Source organism: Candidatus Palauibacter soopunensis, assembly GCF_947581735.1.
Lineage (GTDB): Bacteria > Gemmatimonadota > Gemmatimonadetes > Palauibacterales > Palauibacteraceae > Palauibacter > Palauibacter soopunensis.
Genome location: NZ_CANPVT010000002.1, coordinates 390285 through 412794, shown reverse-complemented (window position 1 = coordinate 412794; position 22510 = coordinate 390285). Strand labels below are relative to the sequence as shown.

General features: G+C 69.3%; 18 protein-coding genes. 8 read left to right on the top strand and 10 right to left on the bottom strand.

Annotated elements, in window-relative coordinates; genetic code table 11:
* The 5 genes from RN901_RS02050 to RN901_RS02030 form a co-directional block, all read right to left on the bottom strand.
* Nucleotides 1–198, bottom strand: a complete 198-nt coding sequence (locus RN901_RS02050; RefSeq protein WP_310755320.1) for a hypothetical protein — start codon at nucleotides 196–198, stop codon at nucleotides 1–3.
* On the bottom strand, nucleotides 183–1952 hold the full coding sequence (locus RN901_RS02045) for a TonB family protein (protein WP_310755319.1): 1770 nt from the start codon (nucleotides 1950–1952) through the stop codon (nucleotides 183–185). Before RN901_RS02045 ends, RN901_RS02050 begins: the two co-directional genes overlap by 16 nt.
* 4 nt (nucleotides 1953–1956) lie before the next feature.
* Complete coding sequence (locus RN901_RS02040) at nucleotides 1957–2328, bottom strand: BlaI/MecI/CopY family transcriptional regulator (protein WP_310755317.1); 372 nt, start codon at nucleotides 2326–2328, stop codon at nucleotides 1957–1959.
* 235 nt (nucleotides 2329–2563) lie between these two features.
* On the bottom strand, nucleotides 2564–5572 hold the full coding sequence (locus RN901_RS02035) for a BTAD domain-containing putative transcriptional regulator (protein WP_310755316.1): 3009 nt from the start codon (nucleotides 5570–5572) through the stop codon (nucleotides 2564–2566).
* A 174-nt stretch (nucleotides 5573–5746) separates the two neighbouring features.
* Nucleotides 5747–6034 carry a NifU N-terminal domain-containing protein gene (locus RN901_RS02030; RefSeq protein WP_310755315.1) on the bottom strand — a complete coding sequence of 96 codons (288 nt, stop codon included), beginning with the start codon at nucleotides 6032–6034 and terminating at the stop codon, nucleotides 5747–5749.
* A gap of 133 nt (nucleotides 6035–6167) precedes the next feature.
* Here RN901_RS02030 and RN901_RS02025 point away from each other — a divergent pair, with 133 nt between their 5' ends.
* The 3 genes from RN901_RS02025 to RN901_RS02015 are packed head-to-tail and all read left to right on the top strand — an operon-like array spanning nucleotide 6168 to nucleotide 12135.
* On the top strand, nucleotides 6168–8930 hold the full coding sequence (locus RN901_RS02025) for a PIG-L family deacetylase (protein ID WP_310755314.1): 2763 nt from the start codon (nucleotides 6168–6170) through the stop codon (nucleotides 8928–8930).
* Entirely contained in the window at nucleotides 8921–10726 is a 1806-nt protein-coding gene (locus RN901_RS02020; protein WP_310755311.1) for a sodium:solute symporter family protein, read from the top strand. The genes RN901_RS02025 and RN901_RS02020 overlap by 10 nt, the downstream gene beginning before the upstream one ends.
* Complete coding sequence (locus RN901_RS02015) at nucleotides 10723–12135, top strand: hypothetical protein (protein ID WP_310755307.1); 1413 nt, start codon at nucleotides 10723–10725, stop codon at nucleotides 12133–12135. The genes RN901_RS02020 and RN901_RS02015 overlap by 4 nt, the downstream gene beginning before the upstream one ends.
* Before the next feature lie 28 nt (nucleotides 12136–12163).
* Here the strand turns inward: RN901_RS02015 and RN901_RS02010 are convergent, their stop codons facing one another.
* Nucleotides 12164–12412 (bottom strand): hypothetical protein, encoded by a 249-nt coding sequence (locus RN901_RS02010; RefSeq protein ID WP_310755304.1) that lies wholly within the window; start codon nucleotides 12410–12412, stop codon nucleotides 12164–12166.
* On the opposite strand from RN901_RS02010, the gene RN901_RS02005 reads away from it, so the two are divergent.
* Together RN901_RS02005 and RN901_RS02000 are read left to right on the top strand one after the other, a co-directional pair.
* Entirely contained in the window at nucleotides 12411–13658 is a 1248-nt protein-coding gene (locus RN901_RS02005; protein ID WP_310755301.1) for an aminotransferase class V-fold PLP-dependent enzyme, read from the top strand. The two genes, RN901_RS02010 and RN901_RS02005, sit on opposite strands and share 2 nt — an antisense overlap.
* A gap of 101 nt (nucleotides 13659–13759) precedes the next feature.
* The gene (locus RN901_RS02000; RefSeq protein ID WP_310755297.1) at nucleotides 13760–14152 is read left to right on the top strand and encodes a hypothetical protein; all 393 of its coding nucleotides are present in this window, start codon (nucleotides 13760–13762) and stop codon (nucleotides 14150–14152) included.
* A 25-nt stretch (nucleotides 14153–14177) separates the two neighbouring features.
* On the opposite strand, the gene RN901_RS01995 is transcribed toward RN901_RS02000, so the two are convergent.
* Both RN901_RS01995 and RN901_RS01990 read right to left on the bottom strand, forming a co-directional pair.
* Nucleotides 14178–15008, bottom strand: coding sequence for a MaoC family dehydratase N-terminal domain-containing protein (locus RN901_RS01995; RefSeq protein ID WP_310755294.1), 831 nt, complete (start codon nucleotides 15006–15008; stop codon nucleotides 14178–14180).
* A 34-nt stretch (nucleotides 15009–15042) separates the two neighbouring features.
* Complete coding sequence (locus RN901_RS01990; RefSeq protein WP_310755291.1) at nucleotides 15043–16221, bottom strand: acyl-CoA dehydrogenase family protein; 1179 nt, start codon at nucleotides 16219–16221, stop codon at nucleotides 15043–15045.
* Nucleotides 16222–16314: 93 nt separating this feature from the next.
* On the opposite strand from RN901_RS01990, the gene RN901_RS01985 reads away from it, so the two are divergent.
* Both RN901_RS01985 and RN901_RS01980 read left to right on the top strand, forming a co-directional pair.
* Nucleotides 16315–16938 (top strand): thiamine pyrophosphate-binding protein, encoded by a 624-nt coding sequence (locus RN901_RS01985; protein WP_310755288.1) that lies wholly within the window; start codon nucleotides 16315–16317, stop codon nucleotides 16936–16938.
* Nucleotides 16938–17561 carry a thiamine pyrophosphate-dependent enzyme gene (locus RN901_RS01980; RefSeq protein WP_310755285.1) on the top strand — a complete coding sequence of 208 codons (624 nt, stop codon included), beginning with the start codon at nucleotides 16938–16940 and terminating at the stop codon, nucleotides 17559–17561. The genes RN901_RS01985 and RN901_RS01980 overlap by 1 nt, the downstream gene beginning before the upstream one ends.
* A gap of 38 nt (nucleotides 17562–17599) precedes the next feature.
* On the opposite strand, the gene RN901_RS01975 is transcribed toward RN901_RS01980, so the two are convergent.
* Nucleotides 17600–18847, bottom strand: a complete 1248-nt coding sequence (locus RN901_RS01975; RefSeq protein ID WP_310755283.1) for a 4-hydroxy-3-methylbut-2-enyl diphosphate reductase — start codon at nucleotides 18845–18847, stop codon at nucleotides 17600–17602.
* 244 nt (nucleotides 18848–19091) lie between these two features.
* On the opposite strand from RN901_RS01975, the gene lon reads away from it, so the two are divergent.
* Nucleotides 19092–21794, top strand: a complete 2703-nt coding sequence (gene lon, locus RN901_RS01970; RefSeq protein ID WP_310755281.1) for an endopeptidase La — start codon at nucleotides 19092–19094, stop codon at nucleotides 21792–21794.
* Here lon and RN901_RS01965 read toward each other — a convergent pair.
* On the bottom strand, nucleotides 21791–22465 hold the full coding sequence (locus RN901_RS01965) for an HAD-IA family hydrolase (protein ID WP_310755278.1): 675 nt from the start codon (nucleotides 22463–22465) through the stop codon (nucleotides 21791–21793). The two genes, lon and RN901_RS01965, sit on opposite strands and share 4 nt — an antisense overlap.
* Nucleotides 22466–22510 lie beyond the last annotated feature (45 nt).

Genomic DNA, 22510 nt, shown 5'->3' with positions numbered 1-22510 from the left:
CTACTCCTTCGAGCCGCTGTCCTTTGCACCCGCCTTCGTCGTGATTTCGATCACGCCGTGCCGGGCCTTCTCTCCGTACGTCTCCGAGGCACGGGCACCCCTCACGATCGTGACATGATCGATGTCGAGCGCGCCGAGCTCCGAGAGCCCCGCGGTGCCGGCAATCACGCCATCGATGACGATCACCGGATCGGGCATGTTCTCCGGGCGGGGTACGATCCGGACCTCCAGCAGGCCATCCCCGTCGGCATCGTCGAGAACCCCCGTGCGAACGATGTCTTCGATCTCGAGGCCGCGGTCGGCAGCGGGCGGCGTTCGGGAGGGGGCCCCTCCCTCATGCGGCTCCAAATGAAGGATGGGCGGTCATCCACCGGAGCATCGCTGTCCGCGGCGCCGCCCTTTGTCGTGATTTCGATCACGCCGTTCGTGGCCCGCTCACCGTACAACTCGACGGCTTTCGGTCCCTTGATGATCTCGACGTGGTCGATATCGAGGGACCGTAGGTCTTCCAGGCTCGTGCCCTCGGATTGAATGACGCCGTCGACGACGATGAGGGGAGCGTCCTCATCGCTTACGGAAACGCTGCGGGCAGGGGGAGCGTCCGCATCGCTCCCGATCTGGAAGGTGACCCACTGGGAGACCCAGACGTCGGTCGGCTGGTCGCGGTTCATCGCGGGCTCGAAGCGCATCGCGCCGACGACGTCCGCGGCGGCGGCGTCCAGGACATCGCTGCCGCTGCTCGTCTTTAGCTCCGAGTTCCGGACCATGCCGGACGTATCGACGTACAGCCACATCTCCACGCGTCCGCCGATGCCCGCTTCCTTCAGGTTCTGCGGGTAGGCTTGCACGAGCGCGTCCCCCACTTCCGCCGCGTTCCGGAGCACCGGAGGCCTGTCGAACGCGATGAAGGACGGCCGGTCGCCGCGCCCCACCGCCTCCTCGCCGGGCACCGGCGGGGGCGCCCATTCACTGGCGTTGGAGGGTGGAGTCACGGTCGCGGTGGGCGCTTCCGGCGCGTTCGTGCCGCTTTCGGGTCCGGGGCAGCCCAGAACGAAGAGGACGGCGACCATGGCCAGCCCCGAAGCGCCCAGCGTTCGGAGCAGGCGCATGTTGGCGGGCGGCTCGGTCATGCGGCGCAGGCGCCGCTCCACGGCCGGCTTCCGTTCGGCGAAGGCGGCGGCGGCGAGCAGCGACCCGGAGACGCGGCTCCCGACGGTGATGAGGGCATCCGCGTAGTCGCGCGGTGACTCTCCCCGCCGGAGCACGCGACGGTCGCAGTCGAACTCGATCGCGAGCCGCAGCCGGGACACCTGCCACCACACGAGCGGGTTCCAGGGCATCAGGACAAGCGCCGTGACCGCCGCCGCGAAGAGCCGATGGTCGCCGGCGCGCTGATGCTCCCGCTCGTGGAGAAAGACGAGGCGGAGCAGCCTGTCCTCGAGTTCGGGGATCCACTTCGGAATCACGACGACCGAGCGCCGGATCCCGACCACGGCCGGTCCCCGCTCGTCGGAGATCATGACCGGCGATCCCGCCACGCGGCCGGGTCTCCATGTCCGCATCTCCGACCGCAGCCGGCCGTAGACCCGCCCGAGATAGCCGACCATGGCGACGGCCAGCAGCATCCAGCCCCACGCCAGCGCCGCGCCCACGGCCGCGGCATCGAAGCCGCCGACGGGCACCGCGGCCGTTGCGGGCAGTTCCGCCGCCGTGGTTGCGACCGCCAGGTCGCTCAACCCCACCACCGGCCCGGCGGATGATACCCCGAAGCCGGGAAGGAGCCCGGGCGCGAAGAAGGCGATGACGGGCACCGTCACGGACCCGGCGATCGCCGCGAACCACGCCCAGCGCACCGGCTTCCGGAAGTGGCCGAGAGCCCGCTCCGAGGCGAAGGCGGCCAGGGCGAGGAGCCCCGAAATCAACAGGCAGTATCCGATCCAGGCGATGACCATGTCCCTACTCCTTCGAGCTGAGGCGTTCGTCCACCATGCCGCGCAGGTTCTCGAGGTCCTCCTTCGAGAGCGCCCGGTCGGAGACGAGGTGCGTGAGCAACAGTTCGGGCGACCCCTGGAACATCTTCTGAACCAGGCGGCGCACCGCGCTCGCGCCGGCGCAGTCGCGCCCCACGAGCGTGTGATAGCGGTAGGCTTTCCCCTCCTGGGTATGCCCCACGTACCCCTTCTCCTCCAGCGTCCGGAGGATCGTGAGCACGGTGGTGTAGGCCAACTCGTCGCCGAGGCGTTCCTGCACCTCCGCGACGGTCGAGTCCCCTGTCTCCCACAGCACCGCCATGAGGTCGAGTTCCCGGGTCGTGAACTTGATCTCCACGAGTTTGGTCCTTTCCCTCCCGAACCATCAGCGTCGCCTGCCCCGGTCGGCCGCCATCGAAACGCTGGCGAACCGAGCGAAGCGTCGTTCCCGATTCAGCGTAGACGCGCCGGGGCGCCGCTGTCAACTAGGTACGTAGTAGAAACGTCCGGGGGACACCGATTCGGACGCGGGTGGGAAGGTCCGGGTGACGCGCGGCGGGAAGCCGGCGGCTACGCGCGGCGGGAAGCCGGGGTTACGCGCGCAACCAGTTGTGTGCGAAGCGGACGAACCAGGAGGCTCCGGCGGACCGCAGGAAGCCGCAGGCCTCGCGTTGAGCGTCGGGTCCGTTGGGTGGGGAATAGGTGCCGGCCAACACTCTCAGCTTCTCGGCGCTCAGTCGGTCGATTTCGGCGGTATGGTCTGCAGCTTCGATGAGATCGGCCACGGTTTCCCGGCGGTCGCGAGTCCCCATCGCCGCGGCACGAAACCAGGTCACCAGGTAGAGGTCGTTCTCTCCGACTCCATCGGAACAGTCTTCCAGCAACTCAAGGCAGGCCCCTACCTCGTGCTGATCGTCGTCGGTCATGGCCAGGAGGCCGGTGAGTGCCCGTGCTTGCGCCCCGAACGGATGTTGAGCCGTGTGCCCGGGACGCCGGAGTAACTGCTCCATGAACTCTCGGCAACGAGCGTAGTCCCCCTTGAAGAAGAAGCACTCCGCCTGGTTCAGCAGGGCGTAGGCCCGGGATTCCGGTGGACTCTCGAGCGCCTCGTCCATTCTGCGGCAGCGGCCGAGTTCATCGAGCGCCCGGTCGAAGTTGCCCAGTTCCAGCAGAACCGCGCCGAGGTTGTTGAGGTTCGCGGACTCGTGGCGGTTCTCGTTGAGGGTCTCGGAGGTGGTCTCCAACAACTGGAGGGCGTCATGCAGACGGGCGCCCCGCATGGCCACCCAGAACTCCGCGGCGGTAGCGGCCCGGAGGCCTTCGTAGCCGAGCCGCCCGAGCCTGAGGCGGTGGGTCTCGAGAACGAGGCGAGCCTCCGTGAGACCGCGTTGACCTCCAACCCGGTGGAAGAGGAGCCGGAAGGCGTCGCACCAGACGCCAGCGTAGTCGGCGTCCTCCCGGACGATCCCGCGGAGATGCTTGCGGATCCTCTCGAAACCCGGCTTCCCGTTGCGCCGCGACGCGGTATCCGTCGCCTCGAGTACGGCCATCTGCACGGTCAGCGCGCGCCTGAGCGCCGGGTCGGTCGCGTGCCCGCGAGCCTCCGCCAGATTCTGTCGGTGCAGACCCGTCGTGAGTCGGTCTCCCGCCGCCACCGCCGCCCGCGCCAACGCGAGTTGGACGCGGCTCAGGTCATTCCCCGTGTCCGCGGCGGCGGCAATCTGGTGCAGTACGCTCAGGGCCCGCCGAAACCGTCCGCGCTGAAACTCGGCCTCCGAGAGGAGGAGGCCGGAGCGCAGGCGATCGGCCCCGACCGCGGCGTGCTCGAACGCCAACGCCGCCGCCTGACCCGCGACCGGCGACCGGCCTTCCCGCAAAGCCCCCTTCGCCACCCTGCAGGCCAGGCGGAAAGCGCGAGAGGACTCTCCCGCCGCGGCGAATTCGGAGGCGGCCGCCGCACGCGCGCCGAGACCTCCGTTCTCGAGGGTTCGAGCCGCCGCGAGGTGCACCTTTGTTCTCTCGTCCGGCGGTAGATTCCACACAGTCACGGCGCCGGCCAGGGGACGGCTCAGTTCCCATTGGTCGCCCTCGGAGTGTAACCAGCCCTTGGCCCGGAGCCCTTCAAGGGCAGCCGCGCTCGAAGGTTCGGCCACGATCTCTTCGGCGTGGGCGCGCGCTGCGCGGGTGAGCAACGCGAGCGTCGTCACCAATCGTTCCTCCGGGAGCGAGAGGGTCTCCAGTTGATCGCCGACGAGCGACCGCACCTCGGCGGACCGCTCGTAGGCCAATCGCCCGCCCGATTCCAGGTCGGTGACGGTCGTGGGGCTGAAGCCGTGACGCATCCACGCCCTGAGGATGGCCCGGGCCAGCGACGGATTGCCTCCGGAGAGCCTCGCACTCTCGACTGCCTGGGGACGACTGCAGTCTCTCTCGGTCGCTTGAAGTAACGCCGCGCACGCATCCGTGGTGAGTGGATCGAAGGGGATCACGAAGTCCACCAGACGCGCGGCTTCCGCCTGACCAGCCACCTCCGGGCTCGAGAAACCGACCACCATGGCGCCTGAGAAATCCGCCGTCCGCATCGCCTCATCCACGGCGGCCCAGGCCTGCACATCGGCTCTGATGACGATGAGCCGGGGTTTTTCGGGGTGTCGGCGCAACTCCGATGCCAGACTCTCTCGCGTTGTTGCAAGGTCCGGCGGAAGCCACTGCACGAACCCTCCACCCCCATGTACGAGCCTCGCAAAGTTCCGCACGACGCCTTCCCGCCCAAGGCCGCGCTCACCAGCTACGACCAACCGTACGGGCACCGCGCGGGAGGAACGGAAGGCGATGCCAAGTTGGCGGAACTCTCCTCCTCGGTCCGACAGTTGCGGCTCGTAGCGCTCGCGGACGACGGGAGGTGCGGCGTCCAGCTGGTTCCGAGCCCACGCCGCCGTCTCCGCCAGCTTCGGGGCGCCGGCGACCCAACCACATTTCTCCAGTGCCCGGTAGTACGCGAGGGCTGAGGCGTGGTCGCCCTTCATGCATAACGCACGCATGAGAGTGCTGTGCGCGTGCTCGTCGAACTCGTTTTGCCTCACGAGCCGAAGCGCGGCCAGGCACGTCCGGTCCCAGTCGCCGCTCTCCTCAGCGGCCTGTTGCACATTCCTGAGCGCCATTGCGACCAGGACGCGACAGCGCTCCCGTTCGCCGTCCAGCCAGCGCTCGAACTCGTCGGCCCGCAGGTTGAGCAGGTCGGGGGCGAAGTCTCCCCGGTACAGATCGATGACGGTCTCGTGGTCCCTGGACTTGAACGCTCGTTCGAAAGCGTCGAGCTCGTATGTCACCCGCTGCGGCACGAGCCGGACCGTGCCGGCGTCCACTGTGATCACCGGACCCATGGATGACCGGATGTCGTAGAGAGCCTGGCTGAGTGAGTGTCGCGCTTTCCGGTCGCGACCATCCCAGAGCAGATCGGCGAGCTTCTCCCGCCTGTGAATGGTTCCGGGGTGCGCGACGAGATAGAGCAGGAGGCCCATGTGCTTCCGTGACCGCAGCGTGATCCTCGCCCCGCGTGCGTCCGAGGCCGCGACCTCGCCGAAGCAGCGTAGCGTGAGCATGTTTCTCCTTCCCCGGTGATGGACGTGGCGCCAGTGGTTCCGTCGCCTGGAAGACGATCCTACGGGGAGATATGTATTTGGTATCAACACGTTGTTACATAAAACGATAGGGGTACGCAGGCGAGCTTCGGGAGGGCACGCTCAGCCCCCCTAAATGAGGGGAGCGAAGGAACGTTACTGGAGGGTGTGAAACGCTTTCAGGATCGCTTCCTCGATCTCGTCCAGCAGGTCCGGCCAACCGAGCGCGGCGGTCTTCGTCACGGTGATGAAGTTCTCGACGATGAGCAGGGCCCGGACTCCGTCCACGTCGAACAGGCGCGCCGCCAGCGGGTCCTCGGCGGCGGACTCGGGATCGAAATAGCTGCGGCTCCCTTCGCCGGGGATGGCCCGGTCCAGCACGAACTTCGCCGCGTGCGGGTTCGGGGTCCCCTCGACCGTGATCTGGATGTCGGGATCTGTCATCGGGTCCGGGGTTGGCGGCCGTGGATGCGATCCGTTTGAGTATCGGCGGGCGGGGCTCGCTCGCAAGGCCTCCTTGCCCGGACTTCCGCCCGCGGGCACGATGCGAAGGCGGATCCACCGACCTGGATGATCCATGATCGCTCACAGGCAACCCGGACTCGGCGCCGCCCTTTCGGTGGCGGCGGTGGCGACCCTCGCGGGGGTGACCGCGGCGGCGGCGCAGTCGGGCTCCGCCGGGCGGGCGCCGGATCGCGTCCTCGCCTTCCCGGCCCCGGTGGGAGAGGAACGGCTGGACGTGGACCGCGGGGCCATGGGGGCCTGGCACCGCATCCGCAAACTCGCCACGACCGCGAGCCTGCTCCACGTCACGGCGCACCCGGACGACGAACACGCCGGCATGCTCACGCTGGCCAGCCGGGGATGGGGCGCCCGGACGGCTCTCCTCAGCCTCAACCGCGGCGAGGCGGGCGCGAACGCGATCGGCCCTGAACTCTTCGACGCCCTCGGCCTGATCCGGACGCGCGAACTCGTCCTCTCCGGCCGCTACTACGGCCTGGACGACCTCTACTTCACGACGGCGGTCGACTACGGCTATTCGAAGTCGGTGGACGAAGCCTTCCGCAGCTGGGACCGGGAGGCGGTGCTCGAGGACATGGTCCGCGTCATCCGCCTCAACCGGCCACTCGTCGTCGTGAGCCGCTTTCACGGGTCGGCGCGCGACGGGCACGGCCACCACCACGCGGCGGGGCTGCTGACGCCGGAAGCCGTGGCCGGGGCGGCGGACCCGGCGCGCTTCCCGCGCCAGATCTCCGAAGAGGGGCTCCGGCCCTGGCGGGTCCTCCGCACCTTCCGCGGGGGCGTTCGCGTCGACGAGCCGTATGACGTGGAGGTGGACGCGACCGGGATGAGCCCGTGGCTCGGCGATACGTACCAGCGCTGGGCCAGCCGGGGACTCGGCCTGCAGCGCTCCCAGACGGCGGGGCGCGTGCGAACGGGCGGGGGGCGCTATTTCTACGAACAACTCGGCGGAGCCGGCGACGGGGCGGCGGCGGCGGCGGGCATCGCGGAATCGTTCTTCGCGGGACTCGACGCGACGCTGAGAGGACTCCCCGCGCTCCTGGACGAGCCGGCCTCTCCCGAGGCGGATTCGCTGCTCGCCGAACTGGATCGTCTCATCGGCGCGGTGGCGGAGACGTTCGACTTCCGAGACCCGGGGCGCGCCGTCGCCGACCTGGCTCGCGGGCTGGGCTGGATCCGGGCCGCGATCGCGGCGCTGCCGGACTCTCCGGAGACGCGGTTTCACCTCACGCTGAAGGAGCGGCAGTTCGAGGAGGCCTTGCTGGCCGCGAGCGGGACGACCGTGTCCGCGGAGCTGGCGCGCGGCCCGGGAGTCGGCGGCGAGGCCGTCCTGGCGCCGGGTCAGACGGCCGCGGTCCAGGTCCGGGTCGAGCCGCCGGCGTCCGCGGAGAGCGGCGGAGTCACGGCCTGGATCGTGAGCCGCGACGGCGAGACCCTGGCGCCGCCGGACCGGGTCGTCCCGCGGCCGGACGGCTCGACGGAGGCGCTCGAAGTCCGGGTGCCGGCCACGCCGGCCGCACCGTACTTCGGACGCGGGGACGTGTCGGAGAACCACTACCAGGTATCGGACTCGGCGGACCTGCACCTCCCGTGGCGGCGTCCGGCGCTGGCGGCGGGCGTCGAACTCGCCATCGCGGGGCACGTCATCGCTCACACCGTGCCGGTGACGGCCCCCGTCGCGCGTCTGCCCTACGGCGCCGTGACACGGAGGGTGGAGACGCTGCCGGTCCTCTCCGTCTCTTTGGCGCCGGACGTGGGCATCGTGCCCGTCGGCGGCGCGGGCGGAGACGACGACGCGGGGGGTGGCGGCGGGTCGCCCGCGGCACCGCCCGCGGCGCCGATGGAGGTGCGCGCGCGGGTGGTGGCGAACGCGGCGCCCCTCTCCGCCACGGTCCGTCTCGAGCTGCCGGAGGGATGGACCACGGCCCCGGGCACTCCCGGCGTCGTGGAGCACGACTTCCGCACTCCGGGCGAGATCGTGGACGCGGCCTTCGTCGTCACGCCTCCGGCCGGATGGCGAGGCGAAGCGGAGATCGCGGCCGTGGCCCGCGCGCGGGGCGTGGATTATCGCCGCGGATACCGGACCAGCGAGCACCGCGATCTGCCGCTCGCGCGGCTGTGGCGCCCCGCCCGCATTCCGGTGCGGTCCGTTCCCGTCACCCGCCTGGACGGCGTCCGCGTTGGCTACGTGATGGGCGTCGGCGATGAAGTCCCGGCGGGGATCGAGGCGCTCGGCGCCACGGTCGAACTCCTGGACGAAGCAGCCCTCGCGGAACTGGATCCGGCCGCCGGCGCAGATTCCGCCGACGAGCCGGGGTTCCACGCGATCGTCGTGGGCACGCGCGCCTACGCCGTGCGCGAAGACCTCATCGAGCACAACCGGCGTCTCCTCGAGTACGCCCGCCGGGGCGGCCACCTCATCGTCCTCTACCAGACCCAGGAGTACGTGCCCTCTGAGATGGCGCCGTATCCCGCGTCCCTTCCGCGGGGAGCGGAAGAAGTGTCGGAGGAGGATGCGCCCGTCCGCCTGCTCCGGCCCGACCACCCCTTGATGACGGCGCCCAACCGCATCGCCGAAGCCGATTTCGACGGGTGGATCGAGCAGCGCGGCTCCAAGTTCTTCACCGAGTGGGATCCGGCCTACACGCCGCTCGTGGAGACGCACGACACGGGCCAGGCCCCGCAGGAGGGCGTGTGGCTCACCGCTCCGGTGGGCGAGGGGCGCTACACCTACCTCGCGCTCGCCCTTCACCGGCAACTGCCGTACGGCGTGCCGGGCGCCTACCGTATCCTCTCCAACGTCATTTCATGGCGCTGACCACGCTCGACTGGGTTGTCGTCTGCATCTACGGCACGATCGTCCTCGCCATCGGGTTCGGGTTCGCCAGGCGGGCAAGCGGCAGCGTCGAGGACTATTTCATCGCCGGCCGCTCGCTCCCCTGGTGGCTCGCGGGCACGTCCATCGCGGCGACGTGGTTCGCGACGGACGCCCCGCTCGCGACAGCCGCCCTCGTACGCCGGCAGGGCGTGTACGGCAACTGGCTCTGGTGGTACGAGGCGGCGGGGATCCTCATGCTGACCTTCTTCTACGCGCGTCTGTGGCGGCGCGCGGGCGTCCTCACCGACGCCGAGGTCATCGAGATCCGCTACGGCGGGGCGCCGGCCCGGGCACTGCGGGGCTTCTCCGCCGTCTACCAGGGCCTCCTCAAGAACGCCGTCGTCATGGGCTGGGTCATGCTGGCGATGGTGAAGTTCAGCCGGGTGCTCCTCGGCTGGGACCCCGCCGTGACCCTGGCCGTGTGCGTCGGACTCGCGCTCGCCTACACGGTCGCGTCGGGGCTCTGGGGCGTCGTCGTGACCGACCTCCTCCAGTTCGTCGCCGGCATGCTCGGGGCGATGACCCTGGCGGGGATCGTACTCACGCGCTTCGGCGGCCCGGCGGCGATGGCGGACGCCGTGCGCGACGTGCCGGCAGCCCCGCCCGGCGCCCTCGATCTCGTGCCGTCGGCCGGAACCGCGTCCTCGCTCGAGATCGTCTCCTTCCTGTGCCTGATCGGCATCCTGTGGCTGAGGAGCGGACAGGGCGACGGCTACGTGGCGCAGCGCCTGTTCGCGACGCGGGACGAGCGGCAGGCCGTGAAGGCCTCGCTGTGGTTTGCCTTCGCGGGGACCGTGCTCCTCACCTGGCCCTGGATCGTGGTGGGACTCGGGTCGCTTCTCGTCTTCCCGCCGACAGCCATGGATCCGGCGCTCGCCGCGGATCCCGAACTCGCCTACCCGATGATGATCCGAGAACTCATGCCGGCCGGACTCCGGGGGCTGATGGTCGCCACCTTCCTGGCCGCGTTCATGAGCACGATGGACACGCACCTGTGCTGGGGAGCGTCGTACATGGTGAACGACGTCTACCGCCGCTTTCTGAGGAAGGACCGCTCCGAGCGGCACTACGTGGCGGCGTCGCGAATCATGGTCGTGCTGCTCGCGGTGGTCGCCGCTGGCGTCGCCTGGCAGATGGACTCGATCCAGCGGGGGTGGATCTACATCATCGAACTCACGGCGGGGGTCGCGCTCGTCTGGCTCCTGCGCTGGTACTGGTGGCGGGTGAACGCGTGGGCCGAGATCGCCGCCATGGCGGGCTCGGTGCTCCTGGCCAACGGCCGCGTCCTGGTCGGCGTTCTCGAGCCCGTGCTGCCCGCGGCGGCGATACGGGCCGCGGACGGGTTCTACGCGCCGGAGATGGACCTCATCCGGGCGGTCGTCATCCTAGTCGCCTGCACCGCGCTCTGGCTCGCCGTCGTGCTCATCACGCGGCCCGAGGCGGACGAAGTGCTGGACCGTTTCTACCGCCGCGTGCACCCGGGCGGATGGTGGCACCATGTGGCCGCGCGCACCGGCGTCCGCTCCGCCGACCCGCCCGCGAGCCGCATGTGGCCGGGCTTCCTCCTCGGCGCGCTCTTCGTCTACGCGAGCCTGCTCGGCATCGGCTACGTGCTCACGGGCCGGGCCGTCGTGGGCGCGCTCCTGATCGCCGTGTCGCTGGCGGCCGGTGCCATCACGGTGCGCATCGCGCACGCGGACACCTCCCCCGCAGCGCCCTCGCGGACTTCGCCATGAACGACCCGCTCAAGATCGTCCTCGTCGGAGCCGGCAGCCGCGAGTTCGGCCCCGCCTCGATCCGCGACGTCCTCCTCAGCGATCCCCTGTGCGACCGGGAACTGAGCCTGGTTCTCGTCGACATCGACCCGTCGGAACTGCCCCGCACGCGGGCGTACGCGGAGGCGGTGGCGGAGCGGCTGGGCCGGCAGGTCGCCGTGTCCGCGACGACGGATCTCGAAGCGGCCCTCCCCGGCGCCCGCGCCGTGGTCCTCGCCATCGAAATCAACCGCTACTTCTACTGGGCGCAGGACTTCCACGTCCCCCGCGCGTTCGGCTCGTCGCAGATCTACGGAGAGAACGGCGGGCCGGGCGGCCTCTTCCACGCCCTGCGCAACATGGGTCCCGCGGTCGACCTGGCGCGGGCGATGGAGATCCACTGCCCCGACGCGTGGCTCGTCAACTACACCAACCCGCTCACGAAGCTGTGCGAAGCCCAGAGCCGGCTTTCGTCGGTGCGCGTCGTCGGACTGTGCCACGGCGTCTTCCACGGGACGGAACAGATGGCGCGCCTCCTGGAACTGCCGGTGGAGCGCCTCGACGCGCGGGCGAGCGGGCTCAACCACTTCAGCTGGTTCGAGTCCGTGCGCGACCGCGAGACCGGTGAGGACCTCTACCCGCGACTCCGGCGCCGCGAGCGGGAGGCGCACTGGCTCCACGACTGGGACGAAATCGCCCTGAGCCGGATCCTGTTCCGGGTCTTCGGCCGCTATCCCAGCCCCGGGGCGAACCACATCGGCGAGTACCTGGGCTGGGCGCGGGAATTCCTCGGCAGCAGCCTCCTCCAGTTCTTCTACGACCCCGTGCACGGCGCCCCGTGGGAGACGGGCGAGACCCCGACCTGGCTCTACAACCTCGGCGAGAATCCGACGGACGTGCCGGCGTTTCCGGAGTCCCCGCTCCCTCGCGTGCGGGACGAGGGCGACGACCTCGGCGGGGAGGACGAACTCGGAGCCGACGGGGAACTGACGCCGTCGGCAGATCTCGCTCCGTCCGGCGAACTGGCGGTCCCCCTGCTCGAAGGCGTGCTGTGCGGGATCGACACCCATCTCGACGCGGTGAACGTCCCCAACGAGGGTTACGTGCCCGGCCTTCCCGACGGGGCCGTCGTGGAGGTTCCGGCCCACGCCGACGCGAACGGGCTGCATCCCGCCGCCATGGCGCCGCTGCCCGAGGGGATCCTCGCACTGCTTCGGACGCAAACGTCGATCAACCGCCTCCTCGTCGACGCTTTCGCGGACGGCTCCCGCGGCACGCTGCTGCAGGCGCTGCTCCTCGACCCCACGACGGATTCCTACCGCGCCGCGGTCCACACCATCAACGAGATGTTCCGGCTCCAGGGAGAGGTGCTGCCCGAGATGGAGTGGTAGGGGCCGGGTTGTCGGGGGTCGACGTCTTCTACCAATTGTAGGATGTCCACGCGCCGCAGTCGGTCGCCGGGCACGCGAGTCGTACCCGGAACGGCGAATCGTCGGAGCGGGGCGCCCGGTGCTGCTCGACGCAGCGCACCATGCGGGTCTCGCACCGGGGGCAGTCCGGCTCGCCACCGGGACCGGCGTGCTTGCGGTCGCGCCGTTCGAGCGTCTGACCTGCCTCGAAATCGAGAAGCGGCCCCTGCTGCGGGGCCGAATGCGACGGATCATTCATGGCGAAACACGATATTCCGGCCCAGCCCGGATCGGCCACCCCGGCCCAGCCGGGATCGGCCAGCCCGGCCGCGGCGGCCGGAGTCGCCGAGGCGGCGCTGCCGCTCGACGATCGCATCGACGAGTTGAGGGGCCAGTTTCCGATTCTCTCCCGCAAGACATACCTCAACTCCAACTCCCTCGGCGCGCTCTCCCTCCACTCCGTGGAGGAGCGCCGGCGCTTCGAGGAGCTGTGGCACGAGATGGGCGCGGCCGCCTGGTATGAGATCTGGGTCGCCAAGCTCGAAGAAGTCCGGGCTCAATTCGGGGACACGATCGAGGCCGACGCCGACACGATCGCGCTGATGTCGAGCGTTTCCGCGGCCGTCTCCGTCGTCTGGGGCGCCATCGCATCGAGCGTGCGGGGCACCGGCCGCGACAAGGTCGTGCTTACCGAACTCGACTTCCCGACGGTCGGCCACCACTTCCTGTCGCAGCGGGCGAACGGTCTCGAGGTGGAGATCGTGCCGAGTCCCGACGGGATCCACGTCCCGCTCGAGTCGATCCGCGCCGCCGTGGACGAGCGCACCGCGCTGCTCGCGACCTCGCACGTCTTCTTCACGAGCGGCAACACCCAGGACGCGGCGGAACTCACCCGAATCGCCCACGATGCCGGTGCGTTCATTTTGCTGGACGTATATCAGTCAAATGGACAACTGGCGATCGACGTCGGGGCGCTGGGGGTGGACTTCCTCGTCGGCGGGGCGCTCAAGTGGCTGTGCGGTGGTCCGGGGATGGCATATCTCCATGTGAACCCCTCCGTTAGCCTCGATCCGGTCACGCTCTCATGGTTCGGTGTTGAAAACCAGTTCCTTTTCGACATTCGCGATGCGACGCCCCGAGCCGACGCCAGGCGCTTCGAGCTGGGGACTCCCGCCGCCGGCGTCGCGTACACGGCCGCGGGAGGGCTGTCCGTCGTTCTCGAGTACGGAATCCCGGCCATTCAACACCGTAACCGGCTCCTGGCAAACGACTTGCGGGAGAGGCTGACGGATCTGGGCTACAGGCTCCACCAGGCCGCCGATCCGGCGGCGCGATCCGCCCTCGTCCTTGTCGAGCATGACGGAGATGCGGCCGCCGCCGTGCGTCACCTGGCCTCGCGCGACGTGGTTGTCGACCATCGCGGCCCGCTCGTTCGCTTCTCCCCCCACTTCTACAACACGCTCGAGGACAACGAACGCGCCGTGGCGGCGCTGGCCGAGATCTGAAGGTAAAGCGAGACGGTAAAGGACACTATGACCGAGACCGGGCCAGGCTTGGCCGGGACTCGGTCGAGCGTTTGGCCCGTAGCTGAGAAAGGGAGGAACCGATGGAAGACCTCACGCGGGCAGTGGAAGTGTTCGTGTCGATCAACCTCATCGTCCTGGGGGTGTCGTACCTCCTCCAGCCGGATGCCTGGAAGGCGTTCCTCACGCACCTGCAGTCGAAGGGCACGGCCGGCAGCCTGACGGTCGCGTTCCTCGCCATGGGGATCGGGTCCTTCATCGTCGCCTTCCACAACGTGTGGGGCGGGGTGCCGACGATCCTCACCGTCTACGGCTGGCTGGCGCTGGCGAAGGGCGCGTGCTACGCCCTGCTGCCCGGGGTCGCGCTCAAGGGGATGGACACGGGGCTCCGGATGGGCGCCGGTCTGTGGCGGGTCGGCGGCGTGCTGGTCGCGGCGATCGGTATCGTCGTCCTTCAACACGCCCTGCAGGGATGAGAAACGCCCCGCGGGGCTGAGAAGCTCAGGCCAGTCCGGCCCGGGCGGACATCGCAAGGGCGCCCGTTTCGTCGAGCGCCCTGAGATCCGCGCTGTCCCCGTCCCGTTTTCCCTCGAGGGCGATCGTCCGGTCGACGAACATCGGCCGGCGGGCCCGGAAGGTCAGCGTTCGCAGCGGCCGCCCGGAGCGCCGGACCGCGAGATCCGCGAGGAGCAGCGCCGTGAGCGGGCCGTGCACGACGAGATCCGGGTACATCTCGGTGTCGCGCGCGTAGTCCCGGTCGTAGTGGATGCGGTGCGCGTTGAAGGTGAGCGCCGAAAACCGGAACAGCATGGCGGCGTTCGGCGTGACCGACTCCGACCACTCCATCTCCTCCTTCGGGGCTGAAACGTCGGGCAGCACGAGCGGTTCGGTGGGCCGTTCGAGGAAGACCAGGTCCTGTTCCTCGACGATCTCCCCATCGTTGCCGGAGATCCGGTGCTCGACCGTGACCAGGACGAGAGGACCGCTTCGACCCGTCTTGGGCGTGACCGACACGACCGTCGAGCGACGGCGGAGCCCGTCGCCCACTCGCACGGTCCCGTCGAATTTCAGGCGTCCGCCCGCCCACATGCGGCGCGAGAACGGCAGCGCCGGCAGGAAGTCGCCGCGTTTCTGGTGGCCGTCGACGTCGAGCTGGCTGCCCGGAGCCAGTTCCCGGCAGTACATCCAGTGGAACAGCGGTGGGAGCGGGTCTCCCTCCGCCAGCGCCGACGGGTCCCGGTCCAGCGTGGCCAGCATGGCGCTCGCGAGCGCGGCGGAGGCCCGATCCACGACCTCCTCCGTACGTCCGACGCCCTGCGTTTCGCCCTTCATGGCCACCCCCACTCCTCCATGGCCGCTCCCCGCTTCAGAAGGACTTCGGGAGACCCAGGACGTGGGTCGCCACGTGGGACAGGATCAGATTCGTGGAGATCGGCGCGATCTGGTACAGCCGGGTCTCGCGAAACTTGCGTTCGATGTCGTACTCAGTGGAGAAGGCGAAGCCCCCGTATGTCTGCATGCACATGTCGGCCGCGGCCCAGGAGGCGTCCGATGCGAGGTACTTGGCCATGTTCGCCTCGGCTCCGCACGGCGCGCCGTCGTCGAACAGCGACGCCGCCCGCTCGACCATGAGCGCCGCCGCCTCCGTCTTCATGTGGGCTTCGGCGATGGGAAACTGGATCCCCTGGTTCTGCCCGATGGGGCGCCCGAACACCTCGCGGCCCTTCGCGTACTCCGCCGCGTGCTCCACGAAGAACCGCGCGTCACCGACGCACTCGGCCGCGATGAGCACGCGCTCGGCGTTCAGCCCATCGAGGATGTAGCGGAACCCCTTCCCCTCCTCGCCGATGAGGTTCGCCGCCGGTACGCGCAGTCCGTCGAAGAACACCTCGGTGGTGGAGTGGTTGATCATCGTCTCGATGGGCCGGATCGTGACGGACTCCCCGACTTCGTCCCGCAGGTCGACCAGGAACACGGACATCCCCGCCGTGGGTTTCGCGCTCTCCTCGCGAGGCGTCGTGCGCGCGAGCAGGAGCATGAGATCGGAGTGTTCGGAGCGGGAGATCCAGGTCTTCTGTCCGTGGATCACGTACGCGTCGCCGTCACGCTCGGCCGTCGTCGCGATCCGGGTCGTGTCCGTGCCGCAGGTCGGCTCGCTCACTCCGAAGGCCTGCAGACGCAACTCTCCCGCCGCGATTCGGGGCAGGTACCGCCGCTTCTGCGCCTCGCTGCCGTGCCTGAGCAGCGTGCCCATGATGTACATCTGGGCGTGACAGGCGGCCCCGTTGCACCCGGTGCGCTGGATCATCTCGAGGATGACGCACGCCGCCTTGAGGTCGAGTCCGGCGCCCCCGTACTCCTCGGGGATGAGCGCCGCGAGGTACCCCGCCTCGGTCAGCGCCTCGATGAACGCGGTCGGGTACGCGCTCTCGCGGTCCCGGTCGCGCCAGTACTCGCCCGGAAAGCGCTCGCACAGGCTGCGAACGCCCTCGCGGATCGCCTCGTAGCCGTATTCGGAACTCGTGAACACGCGGCCGGTTTCCATCCGGGTTTCGTCGATTGAAGGGACGGGACGGAGGGTACGGGTTGCCGGCGGCCGCCGCGATGCCTGCCGCCGATGGCTCCAGGCGGGACGCCGATGGCTCCGGACGGAACGCGGCGGCATATTCTCCGCGGGACGGAACACGGAGAGAGGTGGAGCACAGTGGACGACCCGGACATCTCGCCACAGCGTGAATCCGATGACGCCGATTGGGGGGAGCAGGTATTCCGATCGCTCCCGGGCCTCGGCATCCGCCACGTCGCCACGGTGCCGGACGCGGGTCTCGGGAGACTCCTCGAACTGTGCGAAGCGGACCCCGGGATCCGGCTCATCACGCTCACGACGGAGGAGGAGGGGATCGCCCTCGCCTGCGGCACGTGGCTCGGCGGCGAACTCGCGGTCGTCGCCATCCAGTCGAGCGGGGTCGGCAACATCGTGAACATGCTCGGGCTCCCGAACGTGTGCCGGATTCCGTGTCTCCTCCTCGTGTCCATGCGCGGCGAAGCCGAGGAGCGGAACCCGTGGCAGGTCCCCGTGGGGCGCGCCGTGCCCGACCTCCTCGCCGCCCTCGATGTGAACGTGTTCCGGCCGGAGTCCGCCTCCGGGGTGGCGCCGGCGTTCGCGGAAGCCGCCGTCCGGGCGCGGGAGACCGGACGCCCCGCCGCCGTGCTCGTCAGCCAGCACATCATCGGCGCCAAGTCGTTCGTGAGCGGAGACTGATGCGCGACGCGGGACTGGACCGGCGCGCGCTCGTCGCCGGGATCCTGGACCGGCGCGGCGACGCTGCCGTGGTCGCGGGACTCGGATCTCCGGCGTGGGATTGTCACGCGGCGGGCGACTCGCCGCTGAACTTCTACTTCTGGGGCGCGATGGGCGGAGCCGCGATGCTGGGACTTGGCGTCGCCCTCGCGCGGCCGACCCGGCGGGTGCTCGTCGTTACCGGGGACGCGGAGATGCTGATGGGGGTGGGGAGCCTCGCCGCGATCGCCGCCCAAGCCCCTCCGAACCTCGCCCTCCTCGTGCTCGACAACGAAGCCTTCGGCGAGACGGGACGGCAGGCGGGGCTCACGGCGAAGAACACGGATATCGCGGCGATCGCGCGGGGGGCCGGCATCGAGGCCGCCTTCACGGTCGGCGGCGAATCCGGGGAAGGGTCGGCGGGGCCGGACGTCGAGGGGTCGGCGGGGGTGGACGTCGCCGCGCTGGCGGCGACCCTGTTCGAGGAGGAGGGCCCGGTGCTGTGCGTCGCGAAGGTCGCCCTCAGCGCTGAATCTGGCTCATATCCGCCGCGGGACGGCGTCCTGCTTCAAACCCGCTTCCGCGCCGCGCTCGCCGGCGACTGAGCGCCGGCGCCGGCGCGCCGACCGGGGCCAGCAGCCCGCTAGAGGAGGCTGGAAGGGTCGTAGCCCACGCCCCGCAGGATGCGCTCCACCGCCTCCCCGAGCTTCGAGTTCGGGGTGGAGGCGCCCGCCGTGATGCCGATGCTGATGTTCCCGTCCGGCAGCCACGCGCCCTCCGTCACCGTTTCGTCAGTTCCCAGCGGCTTGTGGGTGATGCGTCCGCGCACGGTATCGATGCAGGCGGCGTCCTCGATGTGAAACGTCGTCGTGTACAGGCTGCAGAGGTACGCGAGCTGGTTCGTGTTCGAGGAGTTGTAGCCGCCGATCACGACCATGAGGTCCGGCGGATCCTCCATCATGTCCTTCACGGCGTCCTGCCGCTTCTGGGTCGCCGAGCAGATCGTGTCGAAGCTGCGGAACCGGTCCGGCATCTCCTCCGGTCCCCAGCGGTCCGCGATCGACTCGCCGAGTTTCGCGGCGATGGCCAGCGACTCGGAAGCCAGCATCGTCGTCTGGTTGGCGACCCCGATCTTCTTCAGGTGGAGGTCGGGATCGAACCCGTCGGACACCGACTCCGCGAACGTCCGCATGAAGGAATCCCGCTCCCCTTCTCCGCGGATATACGCGCAGACGAGCAGGGCCTGTTCCATGTCGCGTACGATGAGGAACTTCCCGTTGTCGTGCTTCAGGACCTGCGAACTGGTCGCCCGCGTCTCCTCGTGCCAGTACTTGCCGTGGATGACCGACGTGAAACCCTCGCGGGCGTAGCCGTCCACCCGCTTCCAGACGTTGAGCACGGAACCGCATGTCGTGTCGACGAGAACGCAGTCGAGGGCCCGCAACGCCTCGAAGTCGTGCAGCGTCACGCCGAAGGCCGGAATGATCACGACGTCGTCGACGGTGATGCCGCTGAAGTCGAACTCCCCGGTGTCGGAGGGATAGAGGAACTCGATCTCCATCTCCTGGAGCCGGCGGTTCACATGCGGGTTGTGGATAATCTCGCCTACGAGGAGGATCCGCCGATCCGGGAACTTGCGGCGCGACTCGTATGCGTAGTCCACCGCGCGGTCCACGCCGTAGCAGAAACCGGAACTCTTCGCGAGACGCAGGAGGATCCGGCCCGCCTGAAGCTCGAAGTCCCGCTCCCTGATCAGGGAGACGATGGCGCTCCCATACTCGAAATCGATCACCGGCTGGATCTCCTTCTTCAGACCCAGCCCGCGCCGGTAATAGCGTTCGTCCGCGGTCGGCGCCTTGCGACCGCCCGCCTTCAGTGTCTGTTTCGCCATGCCCTAAAGATGGCAAGAACTCGCGTGGCTGCCAAGCAAGCGCCGATGGCTGCCGAGCAAGCACCGCCGGCTGCCGTCTTGACGCACACCGCCCGCATCGGCAGACCTCTTAGGCGCGTCGTTGCGCCACATCGGCGGAGAAGGGGGTACAGGGAGGGAAGCCGGCGGGCCCGAAACCTGCACCGGAAGACGCAAATCCGACTCACGCGCGCACGTTGCGCGAGGACATAGAAGCTACGCGAGTATGAGCGAAGAAAACGGACGCAAGGATCAGGCTGAGGCGGTGCCGCCGGAAAACGGCGGCGTGCTGCTCGAGATGAAGGTCGCCGAAGTAGAGGGCGACGAGGCAACGGCCCCCGCCGAAGAGACGGAACCGGGGCGCCGGGCCGAGTCGAAGCGCATGCGGCTGCCGGTGCTCCCCCTCCGCGGTACGGTCGTGTTCCCTGCCGTGGCCGCGCCGATCGCCGCGGGCCGTGAAAAGACGATGAAGGCCATCGACCGGGCGATCGCGGGGGAGAAGCTGCTCTTCGCGGTTGCCCAGCTCGATGCCGACGTCGAGCGGCCCGACCCCGAGCACCTGTTCCGCATCGGCACCGTGTGCCGAATCGCGCAGATGCAGAAGGTGCCCGGCGGCATCCAGATGGTCATCCAAGGCGACACGCGTGCCGCCGCCCTCGAATACGACGAGCGCGACGGATACCTCGAGGTCGTCGCGCGCGAAATGGACGACATGGATCCGCTCGACCCCGAAGAGCGGGCCTTCGCGGCCCTCTACAAGGAGGTCCACGAGAGGTCCGCGGAAGTCAGCCGCCTGCGCGGCGTCCCGAAGGAAATCGTCGACCACCTCCTGGGCGGCGTGTCGACGCCCGGCGAACTCGCCGATCTCGTCGCCTTCTACACCGAACTCGAGGTCGAGCAGAAGCAGGAACTTCTCGAGACCCTCTCCGTCGAGGCGCGGCTGCGCTCGCTTCTCGTGCACCTGCAGAAGCAGATCGGCCTGCTCGAGGCGCAAGAGGAGATCCGCGAGCAGGTCCAGGAGGAGTTGGGGGAGAGGCAGCGCGAGATCTTCCTGCGCGAGCAGATGAAGGCGATCCAGAAGGAGCTGGGCGAGGACATCGACTCCCAGGAGGCGAACGACCTCCGCGAGCGCATCGAGGCGCTCGAGTTGCCGGAGGAGGCGCGCCAGGAAGTCGACCGCGAGCTTCGGCGCCTCGAGCGCATCCCGCGCGAGTCGGCGGAGGCCCAGGTCGTGCGGACGTACCTGGAGATCGTCGCGGACCTGCCGTGGTCCGAAACGACCGAGGAACAACTGGACATCGCCCGGGCCGAGGAGATCCTGGAACGGGACCACTACGGACTTCGCGACGTCAAGGATCGGGTCCTCGATTTCCTGGCGGTCCGCAAGCTCCAGGAAGAGACGCGGTTGCGCGAAGCCGCCGAAGCGGAGGCGGACGGCGGCGGGGACGCGGCGACCGACGAGGAGGAGGGGACCGAAGCTTCGGGGAATGGCGACGCGGAGGGCGAGGCGGAGGCGGAGGCCCCGGAAGGGTCCGATGGAGAAGAGTCCGACGAGGCCGGGACCGACTCGGTACCGGGATATGACGACGACCGCGCGGGGGAGACGCTGCTCTTCGTCGGACCGCCGGGCGTGGGCAAGACTTCGATCGCCCGTTCCATCGCCGACGCCATGGGCCGCAAGTACGTCCGCGTGTCGCTGGGCGGAGCGCGTGACGAGGCGGATATCCGCGGACACCGGCGCACGTACGTGGGCGCGATGGCCGGCCGCATCATCGAGGGATTGAAGCGAGCGGGGACGAAGAACCCCGTGTTCCTTCTCGATGAGATCGACAAGCTGGGCGTCTCCTTCCAGGGCGACCCCTCGGCCGCGCTGATGGAGGTGCTCGATCCGGCGCAGAACGAGGCGTTCGTCGACCACTACCTCGGGGTGCCCTTCGATCTCTCCGAGGTGCTGTTCATCGCCACGGCGAATGTCTTCCAGCAGATCCCCGGACCGCTGCGCGACCGGATGGAGGCGATCGAGTTCCGCGGCTACACGGAAGCCGAGAAGCTCGAGATCGCGCGCCGTTTCCTCCTGCCCCGGCAGAAGCGACGGAACGGCCTGCTCCCGGAGCAGGTCGAGGTCGACGAGGGCGCGATTCGGGCGATCATCACGCGCTACACCCGCGAGGCCGGCGTGCGGCAGCTCGAACGCGAACTCGGTTCGGTCTGCCGGAAGTCCGCGCGGAAGATCGCGACGGGATCCTCGGAGGCAGCCGTGGGCGCGGACGACCTGCGCGAGCTGCTGGGACGACCGAAGGTGCATGCCGCCGAGAAGATGGAGGAGGATTCGGTCGGCGTGGCGACGGGCATGTTCTACACGCCCGTGGGCGGTGACATCATGCTCGTCGAGACCCGGGTCCTGAAGGGCAAGGAGGGGCTCGTCCTCACGGGGCAGCTCGGCGACGTCATGAAGGAGAGCGCGCAGGCCGCCCTCACCTTTGCGCGCAGCCATGCGAACGGGCTCGACCTCACGGAGGAGCGGCTACGGGACCACGAGATTCACATTCACGTCCCGGCCGGAGCCATCCCCAAGGAAGGACCGTCGGCGGGCATCGCCATGGCGGTGGCGCTCGTGAGTGCCCTGGGCGACCACCCCGTGCGGCACGACGTCGCGATGACGGGCGAGATCACGCTTTCGGGGCGGGTGCTCCCGATCGGCGGGGTCAAGGAGAAGGTGCTCGGCGCCGCCCGCGCCGGGATCAACGAGATCATCCTTCCGGCGATCAACGAGGGCGACCTGGAGGACCTCCCGGATCACGTGTGCGAGCAGCTCGAGTTCCACCTCGTGGAAACGCTCGACGAGGCGCTCGCGGCCGCGCTCGCCAACGGCTCGCTCGAGGAGGGGACGCTCGCCTTTTCGGACAGCGGGGAAGAGTCCTCCGGCTAGCCGGCCACCTCCGGTGCGGCGACATAGGCGTCGATGTCTTCGATCGCGTCGAGCATGATGTGGGGGCGTTCGATCACCAGCTCCCGCTCCGAGAACGGACCCCATAGCGCGGCGATCGTCGTCACGCCGGCGGCGTGTCCCGCCCGCATGTCCCACACGGAGTCCCCCACGTAGGCGGCGGTTTCGGCGGCCGCTTCCAGCCGTTCGAGCGCCAGCCGGATGGGGGCCGGGTCGGGCTTGTGCGGCACGGGTTCATCGGACGTGACGATCACGTCGAACAGCGCCTCGTCCAGCGCGCACGCCGCCAGGCTGCGGGCCGTGCCGGCGCTCGCCTTGCTCGTGACCACGCCGAGCCGCACGCCTCTCTCGCGCAACCGCCCGACCGTCTCGCGCACGCCCGGAAACGAGCGGATGAGGCGTTCGTGTTCCCGGAAGTTGTGGTCGATGTAGGTGTCGACCATGGCCTGAACTTCCTCGGCCGAGTCCACGAGATAGCCGAGCTGGGTCCGCAGCGGCTGGCCCAGCGTCCTCAGCCACACCTCGTCCGGAGGGGGGTCCTCGAAGTGGGTCCTCATCGTATGGCGCCAGGATTCGGCGATGAGGTGGGTCGAGTCCACGAGGGTCCCGTCGAGGTCGAAGAGGATCGTTTCCAGCGGGCGGCGGGGCGACATGGGGAGCGAGGGTGCCGACCCGCGGGCGCAGCGTCAACCCCGGCG

Bases quoted from the DNA above. Each gene is read 5' to 3' on its own strand.
- RN901_RS02050 (WP_310755320.1), bottom strand. From the start codon at position 198: ATGCCCGATCCGGTGATCGTCATCGATGGCGTGATTGCCGGCACCGCG.
- RN901_RS02045 (WP_310755319.1), bottom strand. From the start codon at position 1,952: ATGGTCATCGCCTGGATCGGATACTGCCTGTTGATTTCGGGGCTCCTC.
- RN901_RS02035 (WP_310755316.1), bottom strand. From the start codon at position 5,572: ATGCTCACGCTACGCTGCTTCGGCGAGGTCGCGGCCTCGGACGCACGC.
- RN901_RS02030 (WP_310755315.1), bottom strand. From the start codon at position 6,034: ATGACAGATCCCGACATCCAGATCACGGTCGAGGGGACCCCGAACCCG.
- RN901_RS02025 (WP_310755314.1), top strand. From the start codon at position 6,168: ATGATCGCTCACAGGCAACCCGGACTCGGCGCCGCCCTTTCGGTGGCG.
- RN901_RS02020 (WP_310755311.1), top strand. From the start codon at position 8,921: ATGGCGCTGACCACGCTCGACTGGGTTGTCGTCTGCATCTACGGCACG.
- RN901_RS02015 (WP_310755307.1), top strand. From the start codon at position 10,723: ATGAACGACCCGCTCAAGATCGTCCTCGTCGGAGCCGGCAGCCGCGAG.
- RN901_RS02005 (WP_310755301.1), top strand. From the start codon at position 12,411: ATGGCGAAACACGATATTCCGGCCCAGCCCGGATCGGCCACCCCGGCC.
- RN901_RS02010 (WP_310755304.1), bottom strand. From the start codon at position 12,412: ATGAATGATCCGTCGCATTCGGCCCCGCAGCAGGGGCCGCTTCTCGAT.
- RN901_RS02000 (WP_310755297.1), top strand. From the start codon at position 13,760: ATGGAAGACCTCACGCGGGCAGTGGAAGTGTTCGTGTCGATCAACCTC.
- RN901_RS01995 (WP_310755294.1), bottom strand. From the start codon at position 15,008: ATGAAGGGCGAAACGCAGGGCGTCGGACGTACGGAGGAGGTCGTGGAT.
- RN901_RS01990 (WP_310755291.1), bottom strand. From the start codon at position 16,221: ATGGAAACCGGCCGCGTGTTCACGAGTTCCGAATACGGCTACGAGGCG.
- RN901_RS01985 (WP_310755288.1), top strand. From the start codon at position 16,315: ATGGCTCCGGACGGAACGCGGCGGCATATTCTCCGCGGGACGGAACAC.
- RN901_RS01980 (WP_310755285.1), top strand. From the start codon at position 16,938: ATGCGCGACGCGGGACTGGACCGGCGCGCGCTCGTCGCCGGGATCCTG.
- RN901_RS01975 (WP_310755283.1), bottom strand. From the start codon at position 18,847: ATGGCGAAACAGACACTGAAGGCGGGCGGTCGCAAGGCGCCGACCGCG.
- lon (WP_310755281.1), top strand. From the start codon at position 19,092: ATGAGCGAAGAAAACGGACGCAAGGATCAGGCTGAGGCGGTGCCGCCG.
- RN901_RS01965 (WP_310755278.1), bottom strand. From the start codon at position 22,465: ATGTCGCCCCGCCGCCCGCTGGAAACGATCCTCTTCGACCTCGACGGG.